The organism is Streptomyces sp. SirexAA-E (assembly GCF_000177195.2).
GTDB lineage: Bacteria > Actinomycetota > Actinomycetes > Streptomycetales > Streptomycetaceae > Streptomyces > Streptomyces flavovirens.
The window spans coordinates 2,442,373-2,457,258 of sequence record NC_015953.1 but is presented as its reverse complement, the minus strand read 5'-3'; the positions used below and the strand labels follow the sequence as shown (position 1 = coordinate 2,457,258).

14 protein-coding genes are annotated in these 14,886 nt (G+C 71.7%); 2 read left to right on the top strand and 12 right to left on the bottom strand.

Features of this window, described 5'->3' with window-relative positions; translation table 11 throughout:
• Nucleotides 1-72: 72 nt before the first annotated feature.
• From SACTE_RS10850 to SACTE_RS34385, 12 genes are all read right to left on the bottom strand, one after another.
• Nucleotides 73-1,419 (bottom strand): cation:proton antiporter, encoded by a 1,347-nt coding sequence (locus SACTE_RS10850; protein WP_014046079.1) that lies wholly within the window; start codon nucleotides 1,417-1,419, stop codon nucleotides 73-75.
• Entirely contained in the window at nucleotides 1,406-1,933 is a 528-nt protein-coding gene (locus SACTE_RS10845; RefSeq protein ID WP_014046078.1) for a deoxycytidine triphosphate deaminase, read from the bottom strand. Before SACTE_RS10845 ends, SACTE_RS10850 begins: the two co-directional genes overlap by 14 nt.
• Nucleotides 1,930-2,490, bottom strand: a complete 561-nt coding sequence (locus tag SACTE_RS10840; RefSeq protein ID WP_014046077.1) for an AAA family ATPase — start codon at nucleotides 2,488-2,490, stop codon at nucleotides 1,930-1,932. Before SACTE_RS10840 ends, SACTE_RS10845 begins: the two co-directional genes overlap by 4 nt.
• The gene (locus tag SACTE_RS10835; protein ID WP_014046076.1) at nucleotides 2,487-3,578 is read right to left on the bottom strand and encodes a hypothetical protein; all 1,092 of its coding nucleotides are present in this window, start codon (nucleotides 3,576-3,578) and stop codon (nucleotides 2,487-2,489) included. Before SACTE_RS10835 ends, SACTE_RS10840 begins: the two co-directional genes overlap by 4 nt.
• A gap of 17 nt (nucleotides 3,579-3,595) precedes the next feature.
• The gene (locus tag SACTE_RS10830; protein ID WP_014046075.1) at nucleotides 3,596-4,030 is read right to left on the bottom strand and encodes an SRPBCC family protein; all 435 of its coding nucleotides are present in this window, start codon (nucleotides 4,028-4,030) and stop codon (nucleotides 3,596-3,598) included.
• Between the two features lie 30 nt (nucleotides 4,031-4,060).
• Entirely contained in the window at nucleotides 4,061-4,675 is a 615-nt protein-coding gene (locus SACTE_RS10825; protein WP_014046074.1) for a DUF6031 family protein, read from the bottom strand.
• Complete coding sequence (locus tag SACTE_RS34965) at nucleotides 4,672-5,781, bottom strand: DUF6001 family protein (protein ID WP_019993748.1); 1,110 nt, start codon at nucleotides 5,779-5,781, stop codon at nucleotides 4,672-4,674. Before SACTE_RS34965 ends, SACTE_RS10825 begins: the two co-directional genes overlap by 4 nt.
• A gap of 5 nt (nucleotides 5,782-5,786) precedes the next feature.
• Nucleotides 5,787-7,478 (bottom strand): alkaline phosphatase family protein, encoded by a 1,692-nt coding sequence (locus SACTE_RS34960; protein ID WP_014046072.1) that lies wholly within the window; start codon nucleotides 7,476-7,478, stop codon nucleotides 5,787-5,789.
• Complete coding sequence (locus SACTE_RS10810; RefSeq protein ID WP_014046071.1) at nucleotides 7,475-8,257, bottom strand: HAD hydrolase-like protein; 783 nt, start codon at nucleotides 8,255-8,257, stop codon at nucleotides 7,475-7,477. The genes SACTE_RS34960 and SACTE_RS10810 overlap by 4 nt, the downstream gene beginning before the upstream one ends.
• Nucleotides 8,257-9,513: a hypothetical protein gene (locus tag SACTE_RS10805; protein WP_014046070.1), complete on the bottom strand. Its 1,257-nt coding sequence runs from the start codon at nucleotides 9,511-9,513 to the stop codon at nucleotides 8,257-8,259. Before SACTE_RS10805 ends, SACTE_RS10810 begins: the two co-directional genes overlap by 1 nt.
• Nucleotides 9,510-12,020, bottom strand: a complete 2,511-nt coding sequence (locus SACTE_RS10800; RefSeq protein ID WP_014046069.1) for a PEP/pyruvate-binding domain-containing protein — start codon at nucleotides 12,018-12,020, stop codon at nucleotides 9,510-9,512. Before SACTE_RS10800 ends, SACTE_RS10805 begins: the two co-directional genes overlap by 4 nt.
• Before the next feature lie 81 nt (nucleotides 12,021-12,101).
• Nucleotides 12,102-12,251, bottom strand: coding sequence for a hypothetical protein (locus tag SACTE_RS34385; protein WP_014046068.1), 150 nt, complete (start codon nucleotides 12,249-12,251; stop codon nucleotides 12,102-12,104).
• 313 nt (nucleotides 12,252-12,564) lie between these two features.
• Between SACTE_RS34385 and SACTE_RS10795 the strand changes: the two genes are divergently transcribed.
• Both SACTE_RS10795 and SACTE_RS10790 read left to right on the top strand, forming a co-directional pair.
• The gene (locus SACTE_RS10795) at nucleotides 12,565-13,410 is read left to right on the top strand and encodes a LuxR C-terminal-related transcriptional regulator (RefSeq protein ID WP_019993751.1); all 846 of its coding nucleotides are present in this window, start codon (nucleotides 12,565-12,567) and stop codon (nucleotides 13,408-13,410) included.
• A gap of 81 nt (nucleotides 13,411-13,491) precedes the next feature.
• Nucleotides 13,492-14,643: an EstA family serine hydrolase gene (locus tag SACTE_RS10790; RefSeq protein WP_014046066.1), complete on the top strand. Its 1,152-nt coding sequence runs from the start codon at nucleotides 13,492-13,494 to the stop codon at nucleotides 14,641-14,643.
• The last annotated feature ends 243 nt before the right edge of the window (nucleotides 14,644-14,886 follow it).

Genomic DNA, 14,886 nt, shown 5'->3' with positions numbered 1-14,886 from the left:
CCGCGGCAGGAGCCGCGGTGGCACGGTCGGCGGCGGCCCCGGCCGGGCCGGCGGAGGGGCGCCGGTGCGGGGTCAGCCCCCTTCGGCGTTCACAGGCACCTTGGCACTCCCGTCCCGCGGTGGTGGGGCGAACGCGTCGTCCGTGACGAACACCCCACGGGAAACGGCGCGTTCGAGCCACCAGCCGGCGATCTGCGAGGTGACGATCGCGGTGAGCACCAGGGTCGTGAAGAGCGAGGCGTTGACGATGCCCGCGTCGAACGAGACCGTGGCCAGCACGATGCCCGGACCGCCCCGCGCGTTCAGCGCGACCGCGAGGTCCAGGGACTCGCCCTTCGACCGGTCGGTCATCCGGGCACCGGCGTACGCGCTGAGCGCCTTCGCCAGGCACGCCACCAGGATGAAGCCCGCGGTGAACCACAGGTCGAAGGAGTGCACCAGGTCCAGCTTGAGACCGACCGTCGCGAAGTAGACGGGGATGAAGAAGCCCGCCGCGAATCCCCGCAGCTGGCCCATGGACGCGCTCTCCGCGCCCCGGGAGGCCATGCCGGACAGCAACCCGACCACGAACGCGCCGAACATGGGCGCGACACCCAGGTACACACAGCTCGCGGACACCGCCAGCAGCACGACCATCCGCACGGCGACGGTGCCCAGCGGCCGGTCCGCCGCACCGGACCGACCGCCCGTCCGGCGCCGCAGCACCATGGCCACCAGCGCCATCAGCGCGAAGAAGGCCACCGAGGCGACCGAGTGGTAGGCGGCGGAGGCGTTGGCCGACGTGATCCCCAGGCTGTGGGCCAGGCCGAAGCCGGACTCCTTGCCGCCCGCGACCATGCCGAGCGCCACGGAGATGATCACGTTGAGGATCACGTCCTCGATCACCGCGACCGACAGCACGGTCCTGGCGAACCGGGTCCGGATGATGCCCAGGTCGAGCATGATCCGGGAGATCACCGGGATGCTGGTCACGGCGATCGCGCAGGCCAGCACCAGGGTCAGCGCGGTCACGTCGCCGGCCGGACCGAGGAGGGCGTCGGTGTCGATCGCCCTGACGGCCAGCAGCCCGATCACGAAGGGCACGGCCATGCCGGCCAGGGCGATCACCGCGACGGACCGCCCGTCCCGCCGGGAGAAGACCGTACGCATCTCCGCCCCCGCCGTGAACATCAGCAGGAGCATCCCGAGCTGGTAGACCAGGGAGGGCCCGAAGGCCACCGGCCCTTCGGAGGGGAACAGCCACGCCTCGGCCCGGGGCAGCACCTGGCCCAGCACGGTCGGCCCCAGCAGCAGCCCGCCGAGGATCTCACCGATGACGGGCGGCTGCCGGAACCTGGCGAAGAGCCGGCCCGTGCCGTGCGCGGCGCACAGCAGCAGGGCGAGCGCGGCCAGGACACGGAACAGCTCAGTCTGGGACACGGACGTCCAGACTCAGGCGGGAGGCGACGGCGGAGGTGGAACCCGTGTACTTGCCGTCGTAGCCGGTGGGGTCGCCCTGCATCGACCAGAACGCCAGCTTCCCGATCACCATCCCGGGATAGACCCGCACCGGGTGCGCGACCTTCATCTCCAGCGTCCACGGGAAGACCGCTCCGCTGTGCCCGAGCGGGGCGGAGAACTGGATCCAGATACCGAGGGTCGAGGCGGACCGGCAAGCGTAGAGGGTGGCCGCGTAGTGCGGGCTGCCCATGGCCTCCATGGTGCCGCCGAGGTAGAAGCGGCCCGGTTCGAGCACCATCCCCTCGGGGCCCATCTTCAGGTGCTCCGGCGTCGGCGCCTCGAAGCAGTCGATCACGTCCTGCTCGTACCGGAGGATGTCGTCGGCGAGCCGGAAGCCGTAGCTGTTCGGCTCCAGCCGCTCCGGGTCGAAGTCGTCGATGTGGATGCGCCCGGCCCGGGTCTCGGCCAGGATCTCGGGTCCGCTGAGGATCACAGCCAGCTCCCCAGCAGCGTGTGGACGGCCGACCGGTAGGTGTCCAGGTCCGCCCCGTTGTCGATCACCGCGTCCGGGGTGATCAGATCGATCTCCCGGGTCGAGCGGTCGGCCCGGGACGGGTCCCCCCGGCCGGCCAGCCGCTGCCGGCGCACCTCCTCGTCGCAGGTGATGCGCAGGACGCGGAAACCGTGCCCGCGCAGGGCCGGGGCGTCCACGTGCGGGTCGCGCAGGTCGTCGTTGACCACCAGGTCGGCGTCGGTGCCCGCGAGACGGGCCGTGAAGTCCGCGACGAGCGCATCGGGGCGGATGCGCCGCATCGCGTCGGCGAGCGCCTCCATCAGGACCTGGTCCTGCGCGCCCTCCCGGAGCACCGCGCCGGCTCTCCGGTACACCTCGTCCTGGAGGTCGTACAGCGGCGCGGCCAGCTTGATCCGGGCGTGGGCCAGGCCCTTGTCCCGGGCGTACTCCTCGATGAGCGAGGCGCAGGTGGACTTGCCCGCGCCGGCCAGGCCCACGACGGATATGCGCAGGCCGGGACGGTTGTCGGCGGTCATCGTGCGATCTCCTTCTCGATGGTCTCGGACGTCCCGGGGGACGTGGCGAGGACGGCGTCCGGGTCGACGTCGAGGGTGCCCCGCAGCCGGACCATGTCCACCGAGCCCAGGTACGTGCGCAGTTCGGCCAGGCCCCGGTAGAAGGCCGCGTAGTCCGGAACCAGGTAGGTCTGCCAGGTGAAGAACGTCGTGTCGACCTGGCGGTCCACGATCTTGTTCAGGTGCGCCCAGCGCTCGTTGTCGTCCGTCAGGTGCCGTACCGACAGCGGCTCCCCGGGGACCACCTCGGGCAGCAGCAGCGCCGCCAGCCGCTTCGGCTCGGCCGTGAACTCCGCGCCGAGCCAGGACTCGAAGACGTCCGGGTCCATCAGGATCTTGTGGCCGGGCTCGTATGTGTCGACCCGCTCGTCGACACCCTCGCGGACCAGCCGCTCCAGCCGGGGATCGGCCCGGATCGTGCCGACCCCGACGTACGGGTAGTCGCGCCAGGGGTGGACGAGGATCTCGCCGTCCTCGATCGTGCAGAAGAGCTTGTCCCCGGTGAAGTACTGCCAGCCCGGTCGGCGCAGGGCCGACAGCAGGGTGGTGGTCTTGCCCGCGCCCTTGGGCCCGGCGATGATCACGGCCTCGCCGTCCCGGTGCAGGCCGGAGGCGTGCAGCACCACCGTGCCGAGGGTCTCCTCGTGCCGGATGACGAGGTCGCGCACGAAGTCGAGGACCTGCACCGTGGATTGCTCGGTGATCCGGACCCGGAAGGTGCTGTCCTTCGCGGAGTCGGCCGGGGCGTCGAGCAGGGTGGCCCGGTTGACGTACTGCCGGCGGCCCGCGGTGTCGACGAGGTGCGCGTCGAAGTTGAACTCGGCGGCGTTGCTGCGCCGGATGACCGACTGCGGCAGCTCCCACACCTCGGGGGCGACGTCCGCGTCCGGGTCGTAGGAGCGCACGTCGACCGTGAAGGTGACCTCGCCGGCCGGCGCCGGTGCGATCAGGTGCCGGAAGAAGCGGCGGACCGGCTCGAAGGCGCCCTCCGCGTCCTCGGCCACGTCGAACCGCACGGTGGTGTGCAGGAAGTTCAGGTAGACACTCATGCTCGGTTCGCTCTCTGTCACGCGGCGCAGGCCGTGAGGGCGCGCAGCAACTCGTCGGCGTGGGCTCGGAAGGACTGGGACCAGATGGGGTCGAGCAGCGGCGCGAGCCCGTCGACGCCCAGCTCGTAGGCGAGGACGAACGAGACGCGGGTCCCGTCGCCGTCGGCGGACAGGGACCACTCGCCCGACAGCTTCTCCAGATCACCCGCGGTCTGCTCGAACCGCAGCTGCAAGCCGGGCCCGGCCGCCTCCCGCTGCCGCCAGGTCACCTCGCTGCCGTTGAGCAGCACGGTCCACTCGTTGATACGGAACGTCTTGTCCTGCTCGGACAGCGGCCGGACGGCCACCACGTGGCGGGCCCGGGACGCCACGAGCGAACTGTCCTTGACCAACGTCCACACCTCGTCGGGGGTCCGGCCCTGAATCAGCGTGTCCGCCTGAATCTCAGGCATGTGCACCTCACTTACGTGTCGCGGGCGGTTTCAGGCGGCCTTCATGAGCGGGGCGAGGAACCCGATGTCGAGCCCCGCCGCACGGGCGAGCTCCGCCCAGACGCGCAAGGTCCGCAGCATGTCCCGCTGCCCCTCCGCGACCAGCCGGTCGGGCAGCTCCCCGGGGAAGGCCTCCAGCAGCCGCTCCCACAGGACGTGGATCTCGTCCACCGCGCAGCTCCCGCCGCCGAACTCCTCGTACAGGCCGAAGACACCGGCCAGCTCGGGACCGCTCGCGTCGACCACCTCGCGCATCCCGTACTCGAGCGCGAGGGCCAGGCAGTGCGCGTCGTCCACGGGGGCCCGCCCCGCCAGCCGCTGGTCGATGTCGAGCAGCTGCTCCAGGAAGCGGAGCTTCGCGGCCTGCTGCATCTGCGGCTGCTCGGTGCCCCCTTCGAGGTCCTCGATGTACGCCCGCCCCTCCGCCAGCATCAGCCAGGCAGCCTGCACCCAGACCTCGACGGCCTGCGGGCCCGCCATGACGTGCCCGGCCCGTACGGAAGGGAACGCGGTGAGCTCCTCGGCGCCGCGCGACGGTCGCGGCGCCCGGCCGTGGCCCTCGGTCATCTCTGTCTCGCCCCTGTCCGCAACGGTGTCCGTGGTCATCGCCCGTCCTCCTCGTCCTGGTAGCCGATACGCAGCCGGGCCGCGCCCGCCCGCAGGGCCCGCAGCAGGGTGGCGGCGGCCGGGGCGTCGAGCGCCGCCAGGCCGTCCAGGCCGACCGGGGCGCCGGTGAACGGCAGGTCCGACGCGGTGCCCACGCCGGGCAGCACCACCCCGCCGTCGGGACCCAGGAGGAGTGCCGAGCCGGGCAGGAAGGCCTCCACTCCGCCGGTGAGTTCGACGCCCACCGTGACGCCCCGGGCGGTGCCGGTGGCCCGTACCGCGGCCAGGGCCAGCTCCGCGAACGGTGCCGCCAACGGCTCGCCGGCCAGGTCCGGGGCCAGGAAGGTGTGGACGTCCTTGCGGAGCCGTTCCAGGCCGACGGCCACCGACTGGAGGTGCTCGTCGTGCCAGCCGCCCTCGGCCATCAGCCGCGTCCAGCGCAGCACGTACCACTTGCGGGTGGTGTACACGTCGCCGTGGTGCGAGAGCAGGGCGTCCATCAGGTGCAGCAGCACGTTGTAGGCGTAGCCCACCCGGCCGCGTGCCTCGCCCGCCTTCTCGGCCAGCGTGGTGTGCACGACCTGCTCGACGGCGGTGTGCAGGGCCGCCCGGCTCCAGACCCGGCCGAGGGCGGGCAGCGCCCCGAGGTACGGGGCCGAGCCGTCCATCGCGATGCCGTTGACGATGCGCTCGGTCTGCTTGCGGCGCGGTTCGCGCTGCTTGTCCCAGGCGCGGAAACCCGCCACGGTCCCCTCGGCCGGGAGAGAGGCGAGCCGCTCCAGCTCGTCCAGGTTGGAGGCGAGTTCGGCCTCGCTGAAGGACACGACCTCCAGGTGGTGGCCGTTCTCGAAGATCTTCGTGGAGATGCGGGGACCGTCGATCGCGGCCTCCTGGATCCGGATGAAGTCCAGATCACTGGTCGGGTTGGCCAGCCCGTGCACGGGAGAGCTGGTCAGCAGCAGCAGGCCCTCGCCGACGCGTTCGCGCATCAGGTCGGACAGCCACCCGGGATCCAGGTCACGGCCCTCCAGGAAGGCCGTCACCTGCGCGTGACGGCGGGCTGTCAGCTCGTCGGGGGAGAGGAAATGGGGAAAGCGGGACGGCATGACCCTCATCTTTCGTCTGTCGGTTCACACGAGCCGGTGCGGTACAGGGCGTCGGCGGCCGGTCCCAGGCCCAGCTGCCCGAGCACCAGCGCGGCGGACAAGGTGTTGTCGACGGGATCCGAGGTGGCGCCGGAGCTGATCCCCGGGCCGACCGACGCGTGGATCGCGTGGAGCCTGCTGTCACCGGTGTTGACCACATGGGCCCCGGGTTTGGCGGCGGGCCGGACCGGCGGGCCCTCCCCCAGCAGCAGGGCGCTCGGCTGGTAGTCGTCCGCCAGGGCGACATAGGCCACCTCCGCGTCCTCCTGGGCGTCGGTGAGCGGCTCCCCGGCGCGGTCGAGGAAGCCGGCCACCACGGGGCGGCCCGTCTCGGGGTCGGTGATCGAGGACAGCGCCGCCCGCGCCCGCGACATGACCCGGCGGACGTGCGCCGGGTCGTCGGCCGAGCCCTCGGCGACCCACAGGGAGCCGTTGTTGGCCGGGTGGTAGAAGACCTGGGACCCGTCCGGGTCGAGGCCCCCGTCGACGTCGCGGGCGGCCAGGCCCGCATGCACCAACTGGTCGTTGAGATGCACCAGATGGGTGCTGCCGACCATGCCGTGGTCGGCGCCGAGCACCACGGTGTCCTCGTCACCGGCCCGGTCCAGGACCCGCCCGAGAACGGTGTCCGACCAGGTGTAGCAGCGCCGGATGTACGACCACACCCGCGCGGCGATGTCCGGGCGGTGGGCCGCGCTCCGCTCGTCGCACCAGCCCAGGAACTCATGTCCCACGTCGTCGGTCATCGGCAGGTAGACGACCACCAGGTCCGCGTCGTGCGTGTCCAGGACCGCGTCGGCCGCGGCCGCGAACGACCGGGCGACGCACTCCACCGAGGAGAGGAAGACCTCCTCGGCCGAGCCGTCCCCACCCTCGGCCAGCCGGGGCCCGAACGCGCCCCGGCGGTAGAGCGGGCCGACGCCCTCGCCCGCGAACGGCGGGCACTGCGCGAGGCGGTGCAGCGTCTTCGGGTTGCGCCCGCCGGTACGCGCCCGCCAGACCCCCGTGTGCACCAGCACCAGCCCCTCGGCCACCCGGACACAGCGCACCCAGGTGCCGTTGTACCGGTCCAGCTCCAGGGGCCGCCACCCGTCCTCGGGCGTGAGCAGCAGCCGCTCACCGCCGGTGACCCGCACCCGCCGCGCCCCGTCCGGGTCCCGCTCGACCTCGGCCTCCACGCGGTACGGACCGATCTCCCAGGGCTGCACCCCGGGGCCGGGATCCAGGACGTGCAGCGCGTGCCGGGTCAACCGGCCGCTGTACGCCTCCACCGCGCCGTCCACGTGCGGCCCGACCCGGTCGTCGGCGCCGAAGACCCACGGGACGTGCACCAGCGCGCTGGTCAGGTCGTTCTCGGACATCGCCTCCCACACCGGCGGCGCGGCCGGGAAACCCGGCGCGAAGCCGCTGACATGGCTGGCGACGCCCTCTCCCGCTCCCGGCACGGTGAACCCGGTGACCTGGTGCTCGGCCGGCCAGGTCCCGGTGAACAGGGTCGCCAGGGACGGCGGGGTCTGGCAGTTGGGCCGCGCGGGGCGCGCCGCCGTGAAGACGCCGCGCTCACGCATGCTGCTGACGGCGGGCAGCGCGCCCTCGCGTTCCAGCCGGTCCACGACCCAGTGCGCACCGGCGTCCCAGACCACCCAGTAGACGGTCATGCGGCGCCCCACTCGGCGAGGAGCCGCGGCAGCTCCGCGACGGAGTCCAGCTCGTGGGTGGCCTGCCCGGTCAGCCCCTCGGCCCGCTGGTCCGCGTACTTGCCCGTGCGGACCTGCACGGTCCGGCACCCGGCGGCGCGGCCGCCGGCGATGTCGGTCGTGGCGTCGTCGCCGACCACCACGCAGGCGTCGGCCGGCACGTCCAGGGAGGCCGCCGCGAGGGTGAAGAAGTCGGTGGCCGGCTTCCCCAGCACCCTCGCGTCGGCCCCGGAGGCGTACGCGACGGCCGCGACCACCGCACCGGTGTCCAGGTGGTCCCCGTCGGCCCGCTTGAAGTAGCGGCCCGTCTGAAGGGCGAGCAACTGGGCCCCGTCCCGCACGGCCCGGAAGGCACCGTCGAGCGCGGCGTAGTCCAGCGTGTCCCGGCAGTCGCCGATCAGCACATGGCTGTACGGGGGCTCGGCGGCCAGGGTCGGCAGCACCTCCCGCAGCTCCCGCGAGACAAGCGGATAGGTGCGGGCGCCGGCGGCGGTCAGCAGCCGCGCGGCCGCCACCACCGGGGTGAACAGCTCCTCCTCCGCCACCGCGAGCCCGTAGCCCGCCAGTTCCTTGCGGATGCGCTCCGCCGGCTTGGAGTCGGTGTTGGTCAACAAGCGCAGCCCCGTGCCCCGCTCGCGCAGGGCGGCCACCGCCTCCACCGCACCGTCGATCACGGCGCCCCGGGCGTACAGGGTGCCCTCCAGGTCGAGCAGGACCGCTCGCACCGCGGCGCCCGTCATCAGCCCACCTTCCGGGCCAGCTCGGGCCGGGCCGCGACGGCGTCCTTGAGGAAGGTGCGCTTGGAGTAGAAGCCGCGCCGGTCGTTGAGGCCGCGCTTGCGCAGGAACGCCTCCAGCCAGGCGACGATCTCGTCCATCTCCGGCAGCACCTCGGCCTCGTCGGGCTCGACGGCGACCCGGCTGCGCAGGTACTCCAGCTCGCACTGGTTGAGCGTCACCTCGTGGTCCTCGACCAGGCTGCAGTGGTCGAAGAAGACGCCGTAGACGTGTCCGGTGCGCACCGACTCGAAGTTGATGTCGTAGCGGACGCGGCGGAAGGAGGGCAGACGGACGGCCTCGACCTTCAGCTCCTCGCGGATGTAGCGCTCGAAGCCGCCGTCGTCCGCCAGGTCGAGCCCGTAGGTGTGGCTCTCCCGGCGGTCGAAGGTGTCCTCGGCGTACCACTTCCGCTTGAGGAGGTGCTTGCCGTCGGTGGTGGGGATGAAGGAGGCGTAGCCGAGCTCGGCCTCGGTGGGTCCGGTCACCTCGAAGAGGTGGTTGAGGTAGTCCCAGGCCTGGTACTCGTCCCGGTACTCCATGACGTAGCCGGGCAGATCGCCGTCGAGCAGGCTCCGGTACAGCTCGACCGTCTGCGTCCAGACGTCCACCGGCGGGGTGAGGGTGTACTTGTACTCCAGCTCCTGGCCCTCGAAGCACTTGCGGTAGTACCGCTGGTGGTTGTTGAGGAAGAGGAACTGCTCCGCGTGCAGCCGGACCGCCTCCGGCAGCCAGCTCAGCTCCCCGACCCCGGCCGTGGGCACGCTCTCGGGCGTGATCCGGATGAAGCAGGCGTCCTCGGCCAGGAAGCGGATCTGGCTGTGGACATGGGCCCGCTCGCCGTCCGCGGTGACGTAGAACAGCGGCACGAGCGGACCGACCGGGCCGCCGGTGACCTCGGTGACCGCCTCCCGCAGGGCGCGGCCCACCAGCATGCCGGGGAAGAGCTCGTCGCCCCGCGCCCGTGCGGTGTGCCGGCGGCTCCCGTCGACGGTGCGGACGGCCAGCTCCAGCTCCCCGAGCCGGTCCCAGTGCAGGACGACGGTGTTGCTCGGGAAGGCGTGCTCCACCGGGGCGCCGAGCTCGACGAGGACCACGGGGTCGGAGCCGGCGAGCGGGGCCGTGCCGTTGAGGAGGTGCAGCCCGCCCAGGACCAGCCAGGAGCGCCGTCCGGCCGGGACGGTCGCCGGGGCGGCGGCGGGGGTGGTGGTGTCGCTCACGCTCGTTCTCCCTTGCGGCCGGTCGTCGCGACCGTGCCATCACTGATCACTGCTTCGGCTCCCTCGATCCCGGCGGCGGTCACCGCGGGGACGCCCGCCTCACGCAGCAGGATCGCCAGGTGTCCCAGCGCGGAGCCCTGGTCGAAGACGAACCCGGCGACGTGGTCGATGAGGACGGAGAGCACCGCGTACGGCCGTGCGGCGCTGATCACGGGCTTCTCGTCGTACGACGTGACCAGGTCGAGGATCCGGGCCAGGCCCTCGTGCTCGGTGACGTCCTGCGACTTGTCGATGCTCACGGCGGGGCCGATGGACAGGCGGCGCAGCAGCACGTCGTCGTCCAGGCGCAGGAGCGGGCCCCGGGCGGTGCCGGGTGAGATGCAGACCTCCCCGTGCGCGACCGTGACGGTGTCGTCGCCGCCGAGCACCGAGTAGTCGACGAAGTACAGCGTGCCCCGGTCGAAGACCCACTCCAGGGTCACCGGGCCGTGTACGGCGTGCATGGCCGCCGTGAAGCGGGCCAGTTCGTCGAGGTGCGGGCGCAGCACCTCGCCGCCGTCGGGCCAGGTCACGTTGGACGCCTCGTCGAAGCCCGCCGCCACGTCCTTGACGACGATCGCCTCACCGCCCGCGGTGCCCCGGTTCAGGGCCATCAGGCCCTCGTCGGTGTACTCGACGACGAGACCGCTCTCGCCCGCCTTACGGGAGATCACCCCGAGCTCGCCGCGGATGAAGTCCCGCACGATCACCGTGTGCAGGCTGGTGCCGTCCGCGGCCACACCGGTGGTGACGGCGAGCTGGCGCGGTACCTCCTCCTTGGGCACGACGATCTGGCGCAGGGTCTCGCCGAAGTCCAGGACGCACTCGTCGGTGCCGCCGGAGAGCGTGTCGCGCAGGGCGGCGGCGCCCTCGGCGCCGTGCAGGCCCAGGCCGTTGAACCGGAGGACCCAGCCCGCGCCGGTGGACACCCCGTGCGTGTGGGCCAGCCGGTGGGCGGGCCCGCGCTTGGCGCTGTAACCGCTGTAGACGGCGGCCACCGCACCGAGGGTGAAGTCGGCGGGGAGCGTGTCGCCGTACAGCCGGTACGCCTCGGTGACCGGTGCGACGGAGCGGTGGGAGACCTCGCGGGACGCGGTGAGCGGGCGCACCTGGACGAGGTGGACGCCGTCGGCGTCGGCCGCCCACTCGACGTCCACGTCGTGCCCGCGGCTCTCGCGCAGGCGCCGCGCCAGGTCCACGACCTCGACGAGGGCCCCGCGTTCGGCCCCGGCGTCCTCCGGTGCCGCCGCCAGTTCGACGGAGTCGGTGCGCCGGGGCACGGCGACACCGGCGACGAGCTCGTCGGCGAGACCCTCGACGTACTCGACGGACACCCGGCCGTCGTCGCCGTCGAGGCCGGTGAACGCGACACCCGCGAGGGTCGGGCGGACGAGCCGCTGCACGATCACGGCGAGGCGCGGGACCGGAGAGAAGTGGCCGGCCCGGATGCGGGCGGCGACGGCCGGGGCCTCGTAGTACGAGCGCCAGCACTGCTCGACGGCCTCGACGACGGCGTCCACGCCGCGGACGCCGAGGACGGTCTGATGGATCCCGGCCAGGCTGGAGCCCTCGGTGTCCTCGTCCAGGCCCGAGGAGCGGACGGCCAGTTCGGCCTCCTCGCCCTCCGAGCCCGGGAACATCTCGTTCAGCCGGGCGGCCAGCAGCTTCCGGGCCTGTTCCGGGACGCGGATCTCGGCGCCGATCTTCTGGATCTTCGCCACGGAGTCGGTGAAGAAGGCGCCGACGGTGGCCTTCAGGTCGCTGAAGGCGTCGGCGAGCGCGGCGTTCTGCTCGGCGGTGAGCGCGTCGGTGAACTCACCGGCCGGCACGCAGAAGGCGGCCGGCACCCGGAAGTCGTGGCTGGAGACGGCGAGCTGGGCGAACTTGGGCCCCACCTCGTTGGCGTCGAAGCTCGCACCGAGCCCGGGGAACCGCTGGCGGGCGAACTGCTTGTCGAAGTCGACGTGGATGTCGCTGGAGCGGGGGCCGACGGAGCCCTGGTACTTGCCGTCGTAGAGGACGATCTCGCCCTGCGGGCGCCACCACATCATCTGGCCGATGTTGATGCCGGGATACACCCGGACCCGGTTCATCGTGTAGAGCTGCAGCGTCCACTGGCCGGTGTACCCGATGTCGCCGAGGCTGGCGGACAGGTTGATGAAGAGGCCGAGACGGGCGACCGAGGAACGGGCCGCGAAGGTGGGGGCGTAGTGCTCGCTGCCCAGCACCTCGATGGTGTGGGCGAGATAGAGCCGGCCGGGCTCCAGGACGTAACCGTCGTCCGGGATCTCGATCTCTTCGAAGTCGTTCGTGCGCCGGGCGTCCAGCGGCATGTCCTGGTAGGTCCGCAGGGTCTTGCCGAGACGGAAGTTGTAGCTGTTCGGATTGACCTGCTCCGGCGTGAACGGCTCGATGGTGATACGGCCATTTGTCCGTTCTCGCTCGATTTCGGACCCGGTCAGAATCATGAGTCGTCCCGTTCGCTCGTTCTCGTGACAGAAGGTGTGAAGAGCTTCGGAAGGCCGACGTCCCAACCGGCCGAGGGGGTGTCAGCCCCAGCCGGTGTCGTGGACGTCGCCCGGGTGCGTGGGCGCGCCGCCGTGGAAGGAGGACGCGTCGGCCGGGATCTGTCCGACGGGAACCGTCGTGCGTAAAACCTTCATCAAACTGCCTTCACCTGTGCGTTGTTCGCTGTTCATCGGCCTCCCTCCCGTCGTTTCCTTGCAGGAAAGGGAGGGGGGTGAATCACCATGCCAGAGCCCGCAGAGACATGTGTGGGCAGAATGGAGCAGCAAGCTGCATGGCAGCTTGCTGCCAGGGCACGTAGAGGGGGGAAAGATGGGAAATATCACCAAGGCGGGCAAAGAGAGAACACCCAAAGCAATCCTTCAGAGCGTGTATGAATATGCGCTCGAAGGGGCTGCGGGGAATACATTTTCGGCCAATTCCGTAAGTGCGCATACCGGCCTGCCTTCCACGCACGTCAGTGCCGCCGTGCGGGAGCTCCTGGACATGGGGCTGCTTCACGGCGGCCCCGGTGACGAACTCCGGGCGGTGGCACCGGAGGAGGCCGTGGCCCGTGTCGTCGGCCCCCTCGACCGCGAGATACGCACCCGCCGCACGCTCGCGGAGGAGAGGCGTGCGTCGATCATGGCATTCCTGCCCGTCTTCCAGTCGAGCCAGTACTCCAGGGAGAAGGAGAGCAAGTTCGAGGTCCTGGAAGAGCTCTCCCAGGTCCGCGCGGTCATCGCGGACCTGGCCGCACGGGCCCGTACCGAGATACTCACCGCCCAGCCGGGCGGCGCGCGCGACGAGGACACCCTCAAGGAGGCGGCGCCCAGGGACCGGGACGCCCTCGACCGGGGCGTCAGGATGCGCGTCCTCTACCAGCACACGGCCCGGTTCAACCCGAACACGGCCTCCTACATCGACCACATCTCGGAGCTGGGCGCCCAGGTGCGCACCATGGACGACCACTTCAGCCGCCTCCTGGTCTTCGACGCGGAGACGGCGATCATCTCCCTGCCGGGCAACCCCCGGGGCGCGGTGGTGGTACGCGAGCCGCACATGGTCGCCTTCGTCGTGGAGACGTACGAGCGGCTGTGGCTCTCGGCGGAACCCTGCGCCGTGGCCTCCGGTGCCCGGGCCGAGGTGGCCGGCGACGTCCGCCAAGCCATCGTCCGCCTCCTCGTCGAGGGGCTGACGGACGCCTCCATCGCCACCCGGCTGGGCATGTCGGTGCGCACCTGCCGACGCCACATCGCGGACGTCATGGAGGAGTTGGGGGCGCAGAGCCGCTTCCAGGCCGGATACCTGCTGGCGTCCGCGCCCGGCGGGACCGACGATGCCCCCGCGTAGGGGGAGGGTGCCTCGGCATGCCCTCCTGACCGTCCGGGCAGAACTGAGCGAACGCATACGAGCGGGACGACAGGGAGAGGCATGTTGACGAACGACCGCGCAACCGGCACGACGGTGCACGGAGACGTGCACGCCGGCTTCGAAGGAGTACGTGAGGCCTTCGCGCAGGTGGTGGGCGCGCAGCCACAGCCGACGGGGCAGCAGCTGGCGGTGTACCGGAACGGCGAGCGCCTGGTGGACCTCTGGGCCGGGCCCGGGGTGGACGGTGACACGCTGACCGGGGTGTTCTCGGTGAGCAAGGGCGCGGCGCACCTCGTCGTGGCGATGCTCGTCCAGGACGGCGTCCTGGACCTGGACCGCGCGGTGGCCGCGTACTGGCCCGAGTTCGGCCAGGCAGGCAAGGAGCGGATCACGCTGCGCCAACTGCTCGCCCACCAGGCCGGCGTGATCGGCGTCGACGAGGTCTTCACGGTCGAGGAACTGGCCGACGACCGGCTGATGGCCGAGCGGCTCGCCGCCCAGGCCCCCTACTGGGAACCCGGCACGGCCTTCGGCTACCACGGGCTCGTCATCGCCGCCCTCACCGGAGAGGTCGTGCGCCGGGCCACCGGACGGACCCTGCAGGACTGGTGGGAGGGCCGGGTGCGCCGGCCGTACGGAGTCGACTTCTACCTGGGGCTGCCCGAGGAGCTGGAACCCCGCTACCTGCCCGTGGAGCCCGCGGTCACCGAGCCGGCCGCGGTCCCTCAGGACGCGGGGACACTGCTGGACATAGCCTTCAGCATCAGGCACCTGCCGGACCTGTCCGTCTTCCCGAACTCCCGGCGCACGAGGGCCCTGGGCCAGGCGTCGGCGGGCGGGGTCGCCTCCGCCCGGGGCGTGGCCGGTGCCTACGCGGCGGTCATCGGTGCACTGGACGACCGGCCCGCCCTGCTCACCCCGGAGACGACGGAGACGTTCAGCCGGACCCACTCCGAGGGCATCGACAGGGTGGGCGGCGCGGAGAGCCGTTTCGCCCTGGGCTTCCAGGTCTTCGACCAGCGCTATCCGGTACTGGGCCCGGACGCCTTCGGTCATGGGGGCGCGGCCGGCGCACTCGCGTTCGCGAGTCCGCGCCTCGGTATCGCCTATGCCTATGTCAGGAACCGATTCGCACTCGGGGACAGCGCGGACAAGGAAAACACCCTGCTCATCGAGGAGGTGGTGGGTTCCGTGGCCCGCACGCGGCCGTAGGGATTCGAAAAGGCCATGTCGGAGGGCCTGTTTCGGCCCCGAAAAACAATTTCGTGTGAACAGGTTCGGTAATCTCGTGCCGGGGGGTGCGGAGCGGCCTGCGCCGGACGCATGGTGGGTGTCGTCCGCGCGCGTGTCTCCGCCCGCCCCGTCGCGGTCGCGGGCCGACGGCGCAGGGAGACCGTGGGGTGGGGGCAGCGATCGTACGACAGACGGGTACCGGATCGGCGAACAGTCCTTCGC